This window comes from Erythrobacter sp. R86502 (assembly GCF_042466465.1).
In the GTDB taxonomy this organism is placed as follows: domain Bacteria; phylum Pseudomonadota; class Alphaproteobacteria; order Sphingomonadales; family Sphingomonadaceae; genus Erythrobacter.
In genome coordinates this window covers 1,460,100-1,476,161 of record NZ_JAXHCJ010000001.1, presented here as the reverse complement: position 1 = coordinate 1,476,161, position 16,062 = coordinate 1,460,100, and the positions used below count along the sequence as shown (strand labels likewise).

Genomic DNA, 16,062 nt, shown 5'->3' with positions numbered 1-16,062 from the left:
ATGCCCCCCGTGGCTGGCGTGGAGCGCGGGGAGCAGGAGCGGTTCGGGCAGAGGCGGGGGGGTCGTCACGCCGTGATAGATGGGGGAGGGGGGCGCACTTGTAAACGCACGCTTGCATGCCTGTCCGCCATCCCTAATAGCGCAGGTGCTATGACCATCACGCCCGAAACACTCATCGCCGCAGCGCAATCCTCAAAGGCCTGGCCATTTCAGGAGGCGCAGCGTCTTGCCAAGCGCATGCCCAAAGGCAAGCCGGGCGGGGTGCTGTTCGAAACCGGATATGGTCCTTCAGGGTTGCCGCATATCGGCACCTTTCAGGAAGTCTTGCGTACCACGCTTGTCCGCCGCGCCTATGAAGCCCTGACCGGCGGCGCACCGACGCGGCTGGTGGCGTTTTCTGATGACATGGATGGGCTGCGTAAGGTTCCTGACAATGTGCCCAATCGCGACATGCTGGCACAGCATCTAGGCAAGCCCCTGTCGCGTATTCCCGATCCGTTCGAAAAGTTCGAAAGCTTCGCAGCGCACAACAACGCAATGTTGCGCGATTTTCTGGATCGCTTTGGTTTTGAATACGAATTTGTCAGTTCATCGGAATGCTACAATGGCGGCAAGTTCGACACGGCGCTGAAAGGCGTACTGTCGAATTTTCAAGCGATCCTCGATATCATGCTGCCCACGCTGGGGGAGGAGCGCCGCCAGACCTATTCGCCGGTCATGCCTGTGTCGCCCACAACCGGCGCGGTGCTTCAGGTGCCGATCGAGGTGGTGGACGCAGAAGCGGGACTGATCCGGTTCACCGACGAAGATGGCGCTATCGTTGAACAATCGGCGCTGGGCGGCATGGCCAAGTGCCAGTGGAAGGTCGATTGGGCGATGCGCTGGGTCGCACTGGGCGTGGACTATGAAATGTACGGCAAGGATTTGACGGACAGCGGCATCCAATCGGGCAAGATCGCCCGCGTGCTGGGTGGCCACAAGCCCGAAGGGCTGATCTACGAGCTGTTTCTGGACGGCGAGGGTGAGAAGATTTCCAAGTCGAAGGGCAATGGCCTTTCGATTGAAGACTGGCTGCAATACGGCAGCGAAGAAAGCCTTGGCTATTACATCTTCGCCAATCCGCGTAGCGCCAAGCAGTTGCATGGCGGCGTGATCCCCAAGGCGGTTGACGATTACTGGCAGTTCCGCGCCGCCCTGCCGGGGCAGGAACTTGACAAGCAGCTGGGCAACCCGGTGTGGCACCTGCTGCGCGCCAATGAAAGCCATGCCGGGGCCAATGCTCCGGGATCAGGCGATACCTTGCCGGTGCCCTTCAGCTTGTTACTGAACCTCGTAGGCGTGCTGGGCGTAGGCGCAACGCGTGAGGCGGTGTGGTCGTACCTTGGCAATTACGTCACCAACGCCGATCCGGCCGCGCATCCGGCGCTGGATGCGTTGGTGGACAAGGCGCTGGCCTACAACCGCGATTTTGTCGCCCCGACGCTCGCCAAGCGTGCGCCTTCGGGGGGCGAAGTTGGGGCCTTGCAAGCGCTTGATGCAGCCTTGGCCGACGCCGATCCGGCCATCAGTGCAGAAGACTTGCAGACCATCGTCTACGAAATCGGCAAGCAGCCCGAATTTGGTTTCGATAACCTGCGGAACTGGTTCAAGGCGCTGTATGAAACCCTGCTTGGCAGCGAACAGGGCCCGCGCATGGGCAGCTTTATCGCGCTCTACGGTATCGCCCCGACCCGCGCCCTGATTGCCGAGGCGCTTGCCAAAGCCTGAACGGTCACCACCACTCGCGGGTGCGATACCATTTGGTGATGATGTATTTCACGCCGCGTTCTACTGGCAACCCGGCGTGCAGCGTCGCTTCGTTGGGGTGGCCATCGGGCAGGGCATTGTTCCATACCAGCAGGACGCCGGGTGCAGGCGTAATTTCGATTCCAAGTTCGGTAAACGCGGTCCGGCCCCCTGCCTCCACGGTGTTGAGATAGGCCATCGCCGTCCAACTGCGTTGCCCGCCGCGTGCCTCTTCCTGCGGCCAGTAACCTTCGGTCACGTAGAACCAGTCGTTATGCGGTTTGAATTGCTGACCGGGATGGTAACGCTGGCCTTGAACCGGCTCACCAATGGCGGCGTCCACGCCAAGCAGGGCGTCGATCCGCGCAGAAATGGCCGCCACCAGCGGTTCGCCGGGGTCGATATCAGCCGAATAGGACGTGCGAAACCCGCTCGCATAATCGACTTCATGCAAGGCCGATGGCTGGGCCGTTGCATCGATCATGTCGCGCAGGCGCGTGCATTCGCTGTGCGAAAGGAAGTCTGCCATCGCAAATAGTTCAAGAGGCCGGTCGCACAACCTGGCGATGGCAGGATTGTCTGCCATCCGCGCGCGAACATGCGCGCCCAGACGGGCCAGTGCATCCTGATCGGGTGACGGTGTCCGCATCAACGTGAAGGTAGCAACCCGCCTGCCATCGTCCAAGTGTCCGAAGCACATGAAAAAAGCCCCGCCGGTTATGTCCGACGGGGCTTTCTCATATCTGGCGAAGACCTACCAGAAGAAGTCGTTGATCACGTCAACCACTTCGCCGGTATAGATGTCGACCAAAACGACATCGTCGTAATACCTAATCCACTGATAAGGACCATACACCGGCGGCAAGCGGTACTGCCAGGGATCGTTCAGGAAGAACCGCGGCTGGAAGAACACGCTGTCGAGGAAGAAGCCTGACTGCAAACGGCTGTAACGATGCGCCCGGAAGGGTGCGTAGTAGGGACCGGGACGGAATACGAAGTGGTTGCTCCGCCGATAGTCATGCCAGCTATACCGGCGGTCGTTGCGCCATCCGTTGTTCCACCGTCGGAAATCACGGTTGTCCCAACCGGGACGGCCGTTCCAGCTGCGGCGCCAGTCATCCGACCGCCAGTTGCGGCGATCGTCCCTGCGGGCTGCACGCCAGTCATTGCGGCGTGATTCGACACCCTGGGCCCGTCGCAGATCGCGATTGATTTCGGCGACCTGACCGGTGAACACGCCGCCGCGGCCATTTCCGCGATCATCGACCCGATTAGCCCGGCGATCGCCGCGATTTTCAATCTGGTTGGCCCGGCGATCACCACGTTGCTCAACCCGATCAGCCCGGCGATCACCGCGGCGTTCAATCTGAATGGCGCGGTTTTCACTGCGGCGATCAACCCGCACGGCCGCAGCATCGCGCCCACGCTGGTCTAAGCGATCGGCGCGCACATCGCCGCGCCGTTCGACACGATTGGCAAGCTGTTCGGAACGCCGGTCGATATAGGCGGCGCGGCGTTCCGCACGCGGATCCACCTGATTAGCCCGCGCTTCGCTGCGGCGATCGATACGATTTGCAGCCTGACCACGTTCGGCCCGTTGGATAACAGCGCGCGGAGGACGCGGCGCTTCATTGCGTGTGGCACGCTGCATCTGGGCGCGGGCTGCACCGCCCCGGTTTTCAGCACGCTGTATCTGCCGTTCGGCGCGAGCCTGGGCGCGCGCACCGTTATCCTGCGCGGCGGCAGGAAGGGCCGTGGTGGCAAAAGCGAGCGAGACAGCGAGCGCCGCCAGCGATCCGCTTTTTGCAAAGAGGTTCATCATGGTAAGTGCCTCCAGATACGCCAGCCCACCACAAGCGGCTTGTTGAGAAGCCACCGAATAGGCCATGCAGACTGTCGCAGGGATGAACCGACCTGCCGATATTCATAAAAAGCGACAAAAAGATGAATAGTTTGTCGCATCGCCTGAGCGGTGTCGCGGAAGCTGAGGATTTTTCGATGTTTGAAACGCTTGATAATGTACTGGCCGATTGCCGCAACAGGTTCATTCGCGCACCACGCGACCGCAAATCGCCGATGCATGCGCCGGTTGTGGTGACGGGCGATGTCGATGCCCGCGTGATGGTGCTGCGCGCATTCGATGGCGAGAACTGGGCGTTGCGCTTCCATACCGATGCGCGGGCGCCCAAGGCGCAAGTCGTCGATGCCGATTCCCGCCTTGCCGTGCTGTTCTATGACAAAGGCGCCAAGATCCAGATCCGCGCACGTGGCAACGGCGCTATCCTGCGCGGCGGCCCCGAAGTGGATACTGCATGGGCGGCCAGCACCAATTTTGCGCGGCGATGCTATCTGGGAGAAGGGCCGGGTGCGGTGTCAGACATCCCTACCTCTGGCCTGCCTGCTGCGTTTGAAGGCATCGAACCGGATGACGATCAGCTGGTGCCCGCGCGCGAAAACTTTGCTTTACTCAAGATCGCGCTGACATCGTTTGACTGGCTATATCTGGCCCATACCGGCCATGTTCGCGCACAGTTTGCGAAATCGGACACAGGGAAATGGGCGGGCCAATGGGTGTCTCCCTGACCAGGCCGAATTCCTAGGCCGCCGATTCCGACGGAAGGGCCGGCGCGGGCAACAGCAGCACCTCTTCGATCTCGCTGGCGGGTACGGTGTAGTCTTGTCCCTTCGCCAATGCAGCTTTCAGCGCCTGGCGAGCCCTGCGGTCAAGCGCGGCATCGTTGCCGCCAAAGCGGCCCGCCGCCACACCAAAACTGGCGGAGAACCGTGTGTCGCTACCGGATTGCGGCATGCGAAGGCGGGTCAGTCTGCGGCGCAAACGTGCAGCGATACGCACCGCCGAACGCTCGTCAGCGCCATCGACACGGACGGTGAAGCGGTCGCCGTTCGTGCCCCGCGAATCCAGAGTCACGCGGTCGCCTTGTCGCAGCCCGGCGCGCATTACCGCGGCGACATGCTGGCGCACGTCATCGCTGATGTCATCATTCGTGGTCGAATGACACGCCGCCCTTTGATTAAAGCGGCCTTGAAGCACCGCGTGCGACCCCTGTCGCAGCGCATCACGGCGAATGGCAAGGTCGACGGCTTGCGACAACGCCGCCGGGTTCATCAGGCCGCGCAAAGGACCGCGCCTTGGGTCAAGCCTGCAACGCGCATAGCTTTGCCCCGCCCACGCGCCCGCAGCCGCGCAGGCAGCGGCCAGCACCATTGCCATTTCGAATGGCACTTCGATTCCTGTGACCATGCCCCTGTTACCCCCAAATCCAACTTATGTTGTCTTTAGGGGCAATGGCGTAGTTATAATTAAGGCGCAGTAAAGACCCGGCGTGACCCTGTTATCAACGTGTCAGCTTTTTGTAGGCGAGACGGGTCGGACGATCCGCTGCATCACCAAGTCGGCGCCGCTTGTCTTCTTCGTATGCTTCGAAGTTGCCTTCAAACCATTCGACATGGCTATTGCCTTCGAAAGCAAGGATGTGGGTGGCGAGACGGTCGAGGAAGAAGCGGTCATGGCTGATGACCACAGCGCACCCGGCGAAGTTTTCGATCGCATCTTCAAGTGCGGCAAGCGTTTCGACATCCAGATCATTAGTCGGCTCGTCAAGCAGCAGAACGTTGCCGCCTTGCTTCAGCATCTTGGCCATGTGCACGCGGTTGCGTTCACCACCCGATAGCTTGCCGACATTCTTCTGCTGGTCCGCACCCTTGAAGTTGAACGCTCCAACGTAAGCGCGGGTCGACGTTTCCTGCTTGTTGACGGTCATGTAATCAAGACCATCGGAAATTTCCTGCCACACGTTGTTGGCGGGGTTCAGATGATCGCGGCTCTGGTCAACGTAACCAAGGTGAACCGTGCTGCCGATTTCAATCGAGCCGCTATCGGGCTGTTCCTGCCCGGTAATGATCCTGAACAACGTGGACTTGCCCGCGCCATTGGGGCCGATGATCCCGACGATACCGCCCGGCGGCAGCATGAAGGACAGGTTTTCAAACAGTAGCTTGTCGCCGTAAGCCTTGGTCAGGTTCTTGGCTTCGATCACCTTGCCGCCAAGGCGTTCTGGCACCTGAATGACAATCTGCGCCTTGCCAATCTGGCGGTTTTCCTGACTGTTCTGCAATTCTTCGAACTTGCGCACGCGTGCCTTGGATTTGGTCTGGCGCGCAGCAGGCGTCTGCCGAATCCATTCCAGTTCGCGTTGCAGCGCCTTGGTCTTGCCGGATTCCTCGCGGCTTTCCTGCTCCAGCCGCTTGGCCTTCTTTTCGAGGTAGGTCGAATAGTTGCCTTCATAGGGATAGTACGATCCGCGATCGAGTTCGAGAATCCATTCGACCACGTTATCAAGGAAATAACGATCGTGGGTGATCATCAGCACCGCACCCGCGTATTCCTTCAGGTGGTTTTCCAACCACTGCACCAATTCTGCGTCAAGGTGGTTGGTGGGTTCGTCCAGCAGCAGGATCGAAGGCTTCTGGATCAGCAGCCGGGTCAGTGCCACGCGGCGCTTTTCACCCCCTGACAGGCTTTCTACCGGCCAGTCGCCCGGCGGGCAGCGCAATGCTTCCATCGCGACTTCCAGCTGGTTGTCGAGCGTCCAGCCATCGACCGCGTCGATCTTGTCCTGCAGTTCGCCCATCTCTGCGCCCAAGGTTTCGAAATCGGCATCGGGTTCGCACATCAGCGCGCTGATTTCGTTGAAGCGGTCCACCATGTCCGCAATCCCGCGCGCGCCATCCTTGACGTTTTCCAGCACGGTCTTGCTGTTGTCCAGCTCCGGCTCCTGTTCAAGATAGCCGACGGTGATGTTTTCACCCGCCCACGCCTCGCCCGTGTAATCCTTGTCGATCCCGGCCATGATCTTGATCAGGGTCGATTTGCCCGCGCCATTGGGGCCGACGATGCCGATCTTTGCGCCCTGATAGAATTGCAGCGAGATATTGCTGAGCACCGGCTTCTGGGCACCGGGGAAGCTCTTGGTCATGCCCTTCATGACATAGGCGTATTGCGCGGCCATCGGATGTGTCCTTCGAGGATCGTAGAATAGGGTCGGATGTTTGGGTGCGCAGATAGGGAAGGGGATGGCTGAGGGCAAGCGGCTAGACTTGTGACCGGGGCCCGGATAGCAACGCTGGCTATGAACCGCACCCTGACCGCGCTTGTCGCACTTTCGCTTGCCATGCCCGCCGCTGCCGCACCGCCGCCGCCGCCGACACTGGAACAGCGCGCTGATCAGGCGCTTGCCGCGGACGACAATGCGTTCCGGTTCGTCGAAGGACTGACAACCGAAGTCGGTCCGCGGCAGGCCGGAACCGAGGCCGAGGCCCGCGGGCGCGCATGGGCGGTTCAATGGCTGAAAGACAAGGGCTTTGCCAATGTCGTTGATGAGCCTTTCATGATGAATACCTGGGTGCCCGGCGACGTCGCGCGCGCGCGGGTCACGGCACCTTTTGCGCAGGATCTTGTGGTTCTCCCCCTTGGCAATTCCGCCGCCACGCCTCCGGCTGGGATCGAAGGTGAGGTGGTGTTTTTCCGCACGGTTGATGATCTGCGTGCTGCGCCTGAAGGAAGCCTTGCGGGCAAGATCGCCTATATCAGTCACCAGATGCGTCCTGCGCAGGATGGATCGCATTATGGCTTTGCTGGGCCCGCACGCTGGGTTGGCCCGGGACTCGCGGCGAGCAAGGGCGCAGTTGGCGTGGTGATCAAATCGGTGGGTACGGACCATCATCGCAACCCGCACACCGGTGGCACCAGCTTTCCTGCAGGCGTGGCAGCGATCCCCGCAGGCGCGCTAAGCCTGCCTGATGCCGAAAATCTCGAACGGATGTTTGCGCGTGCTGCGGGCAGGCCGATCATGCTGAAACTGGAGATGAATCCTCGCCAGATCGGTCAGACGCAAAGCGGCAACGTGGTGGGCGAAATCCGCGGACGCAATCCGATGCTCCCGCCGGTGCTTATTGCCTGTCATATCGACAGCTGGTGGAATGCGCCCGGCGCATTCGACGACGGCGCGGGTTGCGGGATTATCGCCGCGGCCGCGCTTAATGTGGTGGAAACCGGACAGCCGCTGCGCACCATCCGTGTGCTGATGGCGGGCGCCGAGGAAACCGGGCTGTGGGGCAGCGCCGCTTACAGCAAGGCCCATATCGACGAACCCATCGCGGCGGGCCTCGAAAGCGATTTTGGCGCGGACCGCATCTGGCGTTTCGACAGCAATTTCAGCGAAACCAATCCAATGTTGCACAAGAAAATCGCCGCAGCGGTGGCGCGCTTCGGTGTTTCGGTGGGAAGCGATGCTGCAACGGGCGGCGCGGATCTTAACATTGTGCGCGATCAGAAAGGGGCGCTGATCGATCTTCAGCAGGACGGCACGCGCTATTTCGATCTCCACCACACGCCCGATGACACGCTCGACAAGATCGACATTGCCCAACTGCGTCAGAACGTTGCTGTCTGGACGCAGGTGGTGGGCATTCTTGCCAATGAAAGCCAATCGATCCTGACCGGCGGGCCGATCCCGTCGGCGCCTGCGATCATGCAGCGCCAATAGGGACAGCCGTACCTGTCAGGTGCCGCGTCAGGCCGCGTGGCTGAACCGCAGATCGATGGGCGAGCGGCTGGCTTGCCCAAGCTGACCGACCGAGAAATTGGCAAGTGCTTCGTTAAGGATGCTGGCTTCACGGGTCAGCGACGTGGCAGCGGCGGTGCATTCTTCCGCCATGGCAGCGTTCTGCTGGGTCGATCGGTCAAGTTCGCCGACCACGGCGTTGATCTGCGACAGGTTCTCCGCCTGCGTTGCAGCGGAATCGGCGATAAGCTGGATCGCACCTGAAAGTTGGCTGACATCGCGGGTGATCGCGGCAAAAGCCTCGCCGCTGCGCCCGACCAGATCGACCCCGCGGCTGACCTGAACCGAACTTGCCGAGATCAGTGCCTTGACCTCGTCTGCGGCGTCGGCGCATCGCTGGGCCAATGCCCGCACTTCATTGGCGACAACGGCAAACCCCTTGCCTGCCTCACCCGCCCGGGCAGCTTCGACCCCGGCATTGAGCGCGAGGAGATTGGTCTGGAAAGATATCGATTCGATCACCGCGATGATCGATGTGATTTCCTTTGACGAACTTTCGATCTGCTGCATCGCGCCGACCGCTTCTGTCACGATTTCGGCGCCGCCTTGCGCCCGCGTGGTCGTTTCCGTGATGGTTTTGCGGGCGCTGGCACTGGTTGCAGCACTTTCCTGCACGCTTGAATTGATGGCCGTGATGGCGCTGGCGGTTTCTTCGAGATTTGCGGCCTGTTCTTCGGTTCTGCGAGACAGATCATCGGCGGCCGACCGTATTTCGGTGGCCCCGCTGGTCATCGATTGCATCCCGGCCATCAGATTGCCCAATGTCTGGCACAGGATCGTGAAGGCCGAATTGAAATCCACCTCGACTTGCCGGTATTCCGCCGGGAAACCATCCAGTCGCACAGTCAAATCACCCGTGGATACCTGCCGCAGCCCGGTGCCCATCTTGTCGCTGACGATGGCGCGCACCTTTTCTTCCGAATTCTGGAAATAGCCGGTCAGCGCCAGATCGATATCAAGCAGCGCGATCTTGACCAATGTCGACACATGCCGCGCTTTTGCCTTTCGCCAGGGAAGCCAGCGCTGCCAACCGGGCGCGATGATCGCGGTGATCAGTTCATCCAGCACCAGTCCATAGGCGCCCACATACCATTTGGGTTCAAGCCCGATGCGGGCATGAACGTTGCCGATCCGTGTTGCGCGTTGATAGAACCGGTCATCCACGCCATCGCGAAAGACCGCTTGCCAGTGTTCGGCCTGCATCGCCTTGGCGCGGGCCATTTGCTGCGGATTATCGAAATGCGCCGAAAGCTCGCGGCGCTGCGCAATGACGCGGTAAAAGTCATCAAGCGCGGTATCGAGTTGCCGTTCCAGCGCGCGGCTGACCCCGTTCAATGTGGCAGTGTCGATCTCGGCAAGGCCATAGTAGTCGAGACGCTCCTTTAACTTCTCGGCAGACATTGTAGTGCTCCTGGACATGACGGCGGCGATTGGCCGCAAGGGGGATTGCAATTCGGATGTCGCTGCAAGCGTGGCTTGTCGGGGCGCCGGAGATCAGGTTGCGTTGCAGGCGCGCTCAGGCGGCATCGACCTTCTCCAACGCTAGGCGCAGTTCGCCAAGGCGAATGGCGGCTACGGCGGCTTCAGGGTCTTTGGCTGACAGCACGATACCCATTTCGCGCAGTGATTGCGCAAGTCGGTCAATCTGCTGCAATTGCATCAGATAGCGTCCCGACACCTCTGCATCATTGCACAGCACGATGCCGAAGTCTTCGGCTTGGTCCGCAAGTCTGGCCAACCGCGCCGCAATGCCAGCCAGCAGCGCTGCGGAATGGGGAGCGCCGAATTCGTGAAGCGATTGGTTCATGATCACGCTGCCAGTTCGATAGGTTCATCAGACATCAGCCGCGCCAGATCGAGTACCATCACCATGTCATCCCCCAGCGGCGCGATGCCTTCGAGAAAATGCGTGATGCTTTCATGCCCCATCGCATCGGGCTGTTGCAGTGTGCCAGCTTCAATCGAAACGATGTCTGCCACGTCATGCACGATCAATCCGCGCATCTGGCCTCTATATTCGATCACGATGATGGGGTTGCGCGGCGTGGCTTCGGTCGGCGTCCAGCCAAGCCGGGCCGCCAGGTCGATGACCGGCAGGACCGCGCCCCGCAGATTGACCACGCCGGCGACATAATCGGGCACCCGTGGCAGGCGGGTGACGGGCGACCAGGCGCGGATCTCGCGAACGGTCATGATATCGATGCCGAAGCGCTGGTTGGCGATACCGAAAGTGATGAGTTCGTGTCGCATCTGGCAGGTTCCTCGGGCGGCAGGGTCAGTGGATGACGCGGCGCAGCGCCGCGGTGAGTTTTTCAGCGTCGAAAGGTTTGACGATCCAGCCGGTCGCCCCGGCGTTGCGGGCGCGCTGTTTCTTTTCGTCTGAACTTTCAGTGGTCAGCACCAGAATAGGGCGTTCGGCATGAAGCGCGCTGGTGCGAAGCTTTTCGATCAGACCAAATCCGTCGAGGCGCGGCATGTTGATATCGGTAATGATGACGTCGACCTCGTTCGAGGCGAGCCATTCGAGCGCTTCCTGACCGTCTTCGCATTGTTCGACATTGAACCCGCGTGATGTCAAAGCGCCGCGCAAAAGTGCGCGCATGCTGGCGCTGTCATCAACCGTGAGGACACGGATAAAGGCGGAATTGCTGGCTTCCATGATGTGCTCCATTTGGGTCAGAATAGCTCGACCGTCCCAAGCGCCGATTGCGGTCGCCCCAGAGGTTTTTGCGTAGGTGCGGTTTCGGCTGGCACCAGCCGGGCGCGGACCTGCCCGCTGGCCGGTCGAAACTGAATTCGCCGCGCCTGTGTGCCCTCAAGATCTTCAAAGACGCAGGGGATGGCTTCACGACGAAGAAACAGCCGGGCAAAGGCCGCGTTGGCGGTGCCGATCGGGCTGAGATCGGGGTTGAGGTTCGCACCGCCGTACAATCGCGCCCGCATCCGGTTTTTGTGCGCGCCAAGGCCGAGCATTTCGTTGATCAGCAGTTCCATCAGAAACAGGCCATAATCGCTATCGAAGGCCTGATTGCGCACGTGGGACGGTGGCTCGGCCAGCAGGAAGTGATTCATCCCGCCGACCCGCGCAACCGGATCGAACAAACAGGTTGCAACACAGCTTCCCAAAATGGTGCTCATTTCCACCTGCGGACTGGCGCTTGCCTTGGCTTCGCCCTGAACGATCGTCACTCGGACCACGGCGGCCGGGGCCATCATTGCGGCATCATGCGGAAAAGCGGCTGTCATGATGCGGGAGCCTTTGCGGACGCGAAGATGGCGGAACCGATGCGGTCCAACGGCAGGACTTCGCGCGCTGCGCCCAGCTCGATCGCGGCACGCGGCATGCCGAAGACCACGCAACTTTCCTGATTCTGGGCAATCGTATGCGCCCCGATACTGGCGAGCTGCATCATCCCTTGCGCGCCATCCTGGCCCATTCCAGTCAGCAACACGCCCAGAGCACGGGTGCCGTGGTTGGCGCCCAGCGTTGCGGCGAGCGATGCGAACAAGCGATCGACACTGGGGCGATGACCGCTTTGCAGATCACCTTCGCGCAGCACGCAGCGCAGCCCCAGCGCACCGCCTGCCGCTACCTGCAAATGGCGTTCGTTACCCGGTGCGAGCAGGACTGTGCCTCGTTCGAGCGGCATGTCACTTTGCGCCAGCATGACACGCGGACGCACGGCACGATCAAAAGATTGCGCGATCGCTCCTGCAAAGCACCCGTTGATGTGCTGTACGATAAGCGTCGGTGGGCAATCTTCCGGAAAATCGCCCAAAAGCGTGTGCAGCGCTTCGACCCCACCGGTCGATGCGCCGATGACGATGACATCGGGCCGTGTGCTTGCCACCTGACCAACGGCGTTCATGACCTCTGGCGACTTGCGCGGAGCGGGGTGGGGCCGGGGGATTGGGGACTGGTTGGTGCCAATCCGCATTTTTGCCGCTTCTCGCACGATATCCGCCAGACCATCGTCGTCGGTTGCACCCGGCGCCATGCTGAGCTTCGACTTGGCGATGCAGCCGACGGCGCCCAGCTGCAAACCACGGGCGGTCGCGCTTGCACCGGCTTCGGTGGCGCCCGATACCAGAATGACAGGGGTTGGGCGCAGTTGCATGATTTTTTCCAGGAAGGACAAGCCGTCCATTCCCGGCATCTCGATATCCAGCGTGACCACATCAGGATCGAGCGTTTTCATCAGCTGGCGGGCTTCTGCGGCGTGTGCAGCGGTGCCGACCACCGTAACATCGGGTTCACGTTCCAAACGATGCTGCAACAGGGCGCGCATCAACGGGGAATCATCGACGATCAGGACGCGGATGCTCATCGCGCGGTTCGTTTGTAGATCGTCGGGCCGACAGGCTCCAACATGGCAGACGCAGCCCCGCTGACGCGTTCGGAGTGGCCGATGTAAAGATAACCGCCCGGCCTCAATTGGTGGGCAAAGCGTTCGACGAGACGTTCTTTGGTGGCGGCGTCGAAATAGATCATCACGTTACGGCAGAAAATAACGTCGAACGCGCTCTGCATGGGCCACTCCTCCATCAGGTTGAGCATCCGGAAGCGCACCATCGCCTGCACGGCAGGATCGATGGTGAGACGCGGTTCCCCTTCGGTGAGGGTCGGCACGCACCAGGTTCGGCGCAAAGTGTCGGGCATCGCGTCGAGCGCGGCGGCGGGGTAGGTGGCGGCCTTGGCGCTTGTCAGCGCGCTGACGGAGATGTCGCTAGCCAGGGCCAGAACCTTGCTGCGGGCGATCTGCATGCCTGCATCACGACCCGGGCCAAGCAGCACCATCAGAAGCGTCCAGATCTCCTCGCCGCTGGAACATCCTGCCGACCAGATCCGCACCGTATCACCGGCAAGCGCACGCGCGACCAGATCGGTGCGCAAGGTTGTCTCGAAATGTCCGAAATGATGCGGTTCGCGGTGAAAATAGGTGTGGTTCGTGGTCAGAGCCGTGATGACATCGGTCAGGATGTCGGGCTGGCTGGCAAGGTTATCCAGAAACGCGCTGAAACTTGTCAGCCCGCTGCGCCGCACGAGCGGGGCAAGACGCGAATAGGCCAGCATGCGCTTGCGTTCGGACAAAACGATACCGGTTTTGCCATGAAGAAGATCGGCGATCCGGCGAAAATCGGTTTCACTGTAAATCGCCGGGCTGACGCCGGGGATCATGCTTTCGGATGCCATTTCGGTTGACCGGGCGGGTGTCATCAGGCCGCGACCGCCATCGCGCCTGCCGCCCCACCATTCAGGCTTCGCGCTGCGCTGCTGGCAATGAAGTCCACGTCGACAATAAGCGCCACCTTGCCATTGCCCAAGATGGTCGCACCTGCGACGCTGTCCATTTGTCGGTAATGTGCATCCAGCGCCTTGATGACGAACTGCCGTTGATCGGTGATGGCATCAACCAGAAGCGCTGCACGGCCGTGGCCTTCGGTTTCCACCAGAATCAGTACACCATCGCAGGGGTTTGCGACCGCATCGTGCGCGCCGGTCAGCAGGCCTAGCGGAATGATGGGCACAAAGCTGCCACGCGCATTCAGAACGCGCGCGTCTGTGCCCATGCCCTTTACATCGTCAGGAGTGGGACGAAGGCTTTCGATAACGTGCGTAAGCGGGATCACCAGCGATTGATCGCCGACCTGCACAATCATGCCATCCGAGATGGCCAGTGTCAGGGGCAAGGCCAGTACAAAGGCGGTGCCCTTTCCCGGCGTGCTTGCGATCGTGATACGTCCTCCCAGTTCCTTCACGTTCTGCTTGACGACATCCATGCCAACCCCGCGGCCCGATATGTTGGAAACCTGCGCGGCGGTGGAAAAACCGGGTGCGAAGATGAGCAGGTTGATGTCATCGTCGGACAATTGCGCATCAGGGGCAACCAGGCCGTTGGCGATGGCCTTGGCCAGAACACGCTCACGATCAATGCCGCGGCCATCATCGGCAATGCGGATGATGATGCGGCCCGCCTTTTGTTCAGCGGAAAGTGTCAAGGTTCCTTCGGGGTCCTTGCCTGCTGCACGGCGTTCTTCAGGGCTTTCGATACCATGATCCACCGCATTGCGGATCAGGTGCGTCATCGGTTCGGACAGGCGTTCAATAACCGTCTTGTCGAGCTCGGTGGTTTCACCGGCAACTTCCAGTTTGACGTGCTTGCCCGTGCTTGCGCCCAGTTCACGCAGTAGACGCGGGACGCGGCCAAACACCGAACTGATCGGCTGCGCGCGAAATGCCATCGCGTGTTCCTGAATATCGCGTACCAGCGTCTCGATAAGAGCCAGCTCTTCGACATGGGCAAGGTTTTCATTTGTCAGTCTTTGCGCCAGCATGGCCTGTGCAATCACCAGCTCGCCAACGCCGTCGATAAGGATGTCGAGTTTCTTCAGGTCAATCCGCACTGATTGGGTAGCCGTAGCCGCGGCGGGCGGTGTGGTGGTGGCGACCGCGGCATCCGTTAACGCTGCCACCATGGGTGCGCCCGCATCGCGGTCGGGCTTGGCAGGAGCGCACTGCGTGTTGTCAGTTGCCACAGGCGCCAATGGTGCGGCGATACGCGGGGCCGGTATCGTTGCCGCCGATCCATAAGCCACTGCAACGTCATCCCCGACGAAATCGAAAATGTCCGCCACGGTGTCTTGGGCCACGTGTCCGGGCATGCGGAATGTCCAGCCGAGATACCCTTGCTCAACCGCCAATTGGTCGATTGTCGGAACGGCGTTCAGGTCGCATACTTCGCAGGTGCCGCCAAGATCGGTCAGTTCGCGCAGCCACAGCAAAGGCTCGCTCCCTTTGGTCATCGCCCCGGCATGAGGACGAATATGAATTAGCCAACCATCTGCTGCGTTGGGTGTATCGCTTTGCGCAGCGGTATTGATCGAAGCAGGAATGGGGCTGGCCAGCTCATCCAGCAGCGCATCAAGATCATCGAAGGAGGATGCAGGGGCAGATGCGGGCTCATGTTCCGAATGCGGCGCTGCAATGTTGTTGCCAGCCCGCGCACCTTCCAGCCGCGCCAGCAGATCAGCATCATCGGGCGCTGCGCCATTGCCGCGGGCAGCCTCAACGTGATCGCGCAAACAATCCAGCGCCAGAAGCAGCAGATCGACAAGATCGGCATGCAGCGCCACGACGCCTTCACGAATTTCGCCCAGAAGATTTTCAAATCCGTGGGTGTAGGCTGCCAGTGCGGTGTGCCCGAAGGCGCCCGCACCGCCCTTGATCGAATGGACCGCACGAAAAATGGCGTTGATTGTCTCGGAATCATGCGTTCCTTCGCGGCAGGCGGCCAGCCCGGCTTCAGCCGCCTCAAGAGACTCTTCGCATTCGACGAAAAAGATCTGCTTGATATCGTCTTCGGTCATGCTGCCACGCCCTCCATCACAACGTGATCGAGCTTGGCGAGGATCACTGCTGCGGAAAAACTGGGACTGGGCTTATGGATTGTAATGCCGCCTTCGCTGCGCGCCGCCGATACCAGCAGTTGCAGCATGGCCTGACCGATCTTTTCGACACGGGATGCATCGATCGCAAGCGGCACTGCTCCGATCAATTCTGCCAGTTCAGGGTAAAGAGCGATGGCCGCGCTGCGGTCGCATATCGAGGGAAGCGTCATCATGGGTGCGTGCC

General features: G+C 60.8%; 16 protein-coding genes. 3 read left to right on the top strand and 13 right to left on the bottom strand.

Annotation, left to right across the window (positions count from 1 at the left end; all coding sequences use genetic code 11):
- The first annotated feature begins 150 nt into the window (after nt 1-150).
- A complete protein-coding gene (locus tag SJY33_RS07100; protein ID WP_379921933.1) occupies nt 151-1,767 on the top strand; it encodes a lysine--tRNA ligase in 1,617 nt (538 codons plus the stop codon).
- 4 nt (nt 1,768-1,771) lie between these two features.
- Here SJY33_RS07100 and SJY33_RS07095 read toward each other — a convergent pair whose 3' ends face one another.
- Both SJY33_RS07095 and SJY33_RS07090 read right to left on the bottom strand, forming a co-directional pair.
- Nucleotides 1,772-2,485: a prolyl hydroxylase family protein gene (locus SJY33_RS07095; RefSeq protein ID WP_379921932.1), complete on the bottom strand. Its 714-nt coding sequence runs from the start codon at nt 2,483-2,485 to the stop codon at nt 1,772-1,774.
- A gap of 54 nt (nt 2,486-2,539) precedes the next feature.
- Entirely contained in the window at nt 2,540-3,607 is a 1,068-nt protein-coding gene (locus SJY33_RS07090) for an RcnB family protein (RefSeq protein WP_379921931.1), read from the bottom strand.
- Between the two features lie 122 nt (nt 3,608-3,729).
- On the opposite strand from SJY33_RS07090, the gene SJY33_RS07085 reads away from it, so the two are divergent.
- On the top strand, nt 3,730-4,368 hold the full coding sequence (locus SJY33_RS07085) for a pyridoxamine 5'-phosphate oxidase family protein (RefSeq protein WP_379921930.1): 639 nt from the start codon (nt 3,730-3,732) through the stop codon (nt 4,366-4,368).
- A 13-nt stretch (nt 4,369-4,381) separates the two neighbouring features.
- Here SJY33_RS07085 and SJY33_RS07080 read toward each other — a convergent pair whose 3' ends face one another.
- Both SJY33_RS07080 and ettA read right to left on the bottom strand, forming a co-directional pair.
- Nucleotides 4,382-5,047, bottom strand: a complete 666-nt coding sequence (locus SJY33_RS07080; protein WP_379921929.1) for a diguanylate cyclase domain-containing protein — start codon at nt 5,045-5,047, stop codon at nt 4,382-4,384.
- A gap of 94 nt (nt 5,048-5,141) precedes the next feature.
- Nucleotides 5,142-6,815, bottom strand: a complete 1,674-nt coding sequence (gene ettA / locus SJY33_RS07075; RefSeq protein WP_379921928.1) for an energy-dependent translational throttle protein EttA — start codon at nt 6,813-6,815, stop codon at nt 5,142-5,144.
- Between the two features lie 120 nt (nt 6,816-6,935).
- Between ettA and SJY33_RS07070 the strand changes: the two genes are divergently transcribed.
- Nucleotides 6,936-8,351, top strand: a complete 1,416-nt coding sequence (locus tag SJY33_RS07070; protein WP_379921927.1) for a M28 family peptidase — start codon at nt 6,936-6,938, stop codon at nt 8,349-8,351.
- A 27-nt stretch (nt 8,352-8,378) separates the two neighbouring features.
- On the opposite strand, the gene SJY33_RS07065 is transcribed toward SJY33_RS07070, so the two are convergent.
- The 9 genes from SJY33_RS07065 to SJY33_RS07025 all read right to left on the bottom strand — a co-directional run bounded on the left by SJY33_RS07065 (nt 8,379) and on the right by SJY33_RS07025 (nt 16,051).
- Nucleotides 8,379-9,830, bottom strand: a complete 1,452-nt coding sequence (locus SJY33_RS07065) for a globin-coupled sensor protein (protein ID WP_379921926.1) — start codon at nt 9,828-9,830, stop codon at nt 8,379-8,381.
- A gap of 115 nt (nt 9,831-9,945) precedes the next feature.
- Nucleotides 9,946-10,236: a hypothetical protein gene (locus SJY33_RS07060; protein ID WP_379921925.1), complete on the bottom strand. Its 291-nt coding sequence runs from the start codon at nt 10,234-10,236 to the stop codon at nt 9,946-9,948.
- A 2-nt stretch (nt 10,237-10,238) separates the two neighbouring features.
- Complete coding sequence (locus SJY33_RS07055; protein WP_379921924.1) at nt 10,239-10,679, bottom strand: chemotaxis protein CheW; 441 nt, start codon at nt 10,677-10,679, stop codon at nt 10,239-10,241.
- Between the two features lie 25 nt (nt 10,680-10,704).
- Nucleotides 10,705-11,088 carry a response regulator gene (locus tag SJY33_RS07050; RefSeq protein ID WP_379921923.1) on the bottom strand — a complete coding sequence of 128 codons (384 nt, stop codon included), beginning with the start codon at nt 11,086-11,088 and terminating at the stop codon, nt 10,705-10,707.
- 17 nt (nt 11,089-11,105) lie between these two features.
- A complete protein-coding gene (locus SJY33_RS07045) occupies nt 11,106-11,675 on the bottom strand; it encodes a chemotaxis protein CheD (RefSeq protein ID WP_379921922.1) in 570 nt (189 codons plus the stop codon).
- Complete coding sequence (locus SJY33_RS07040; RefSeq protein ID WP_379921921.1) at nt 11,672-12,757, bottom strand: chemotaxis response regulator protein-glutamate methylesterase; 1,086 nt, start codon at nt 12,755-12,757, stop codon at nt 11,672-11,674. The genes SJY33_RS07045 and SJY33_RS07040 overlap by 4 nt, the downstream gene beginning before the upstream one ends.
- Nucleotides 12,754-13,647: a CheR family methyltransferase gene (locus SJY33_RS07035; protein WP_379921919.1), complete on the bottom strand. Its 894-nt coding sequence runs from the start codon at nt 13,645-13,647 to the stop codon at nt 12,754-12,756. The genes SJY33_RS07040 and SJY33_RS07035 overlap by 4 nt, the downstream gene beginning before the upstream one ends.
- The gene (locus SJY33_RS07030; RefSeq protein WP_379921918.1) at nt 13,647-15,797 is read right to left on the bottom strand and encodes a chemotaxis protein CheA; all 2,151 of its coding nucleotides are present in this window, start codon (nt 15,795-15,797) and stop codon (nt 13,647-13,649) included. Before SJY33_RS07030 ends, SJY33_RS07035 begins: the two co-directional genes overlap by 1 nt.
- Entirely contained in the window at nt 15,794-16,051 is a 258-nt protein-coding gene (locus SJY33_RS07025; RefSeq protein ID WP_379921917.1) for an STAS domain-containing protein, read from the bottom strand. Before SJY33_RS07025 ends, SJY33_RS07030 begins: the two co-directional genes overlap by 4 nt.
- Nucleotides 16,052-16,062 lie beyond the last annotated feature (11 nt).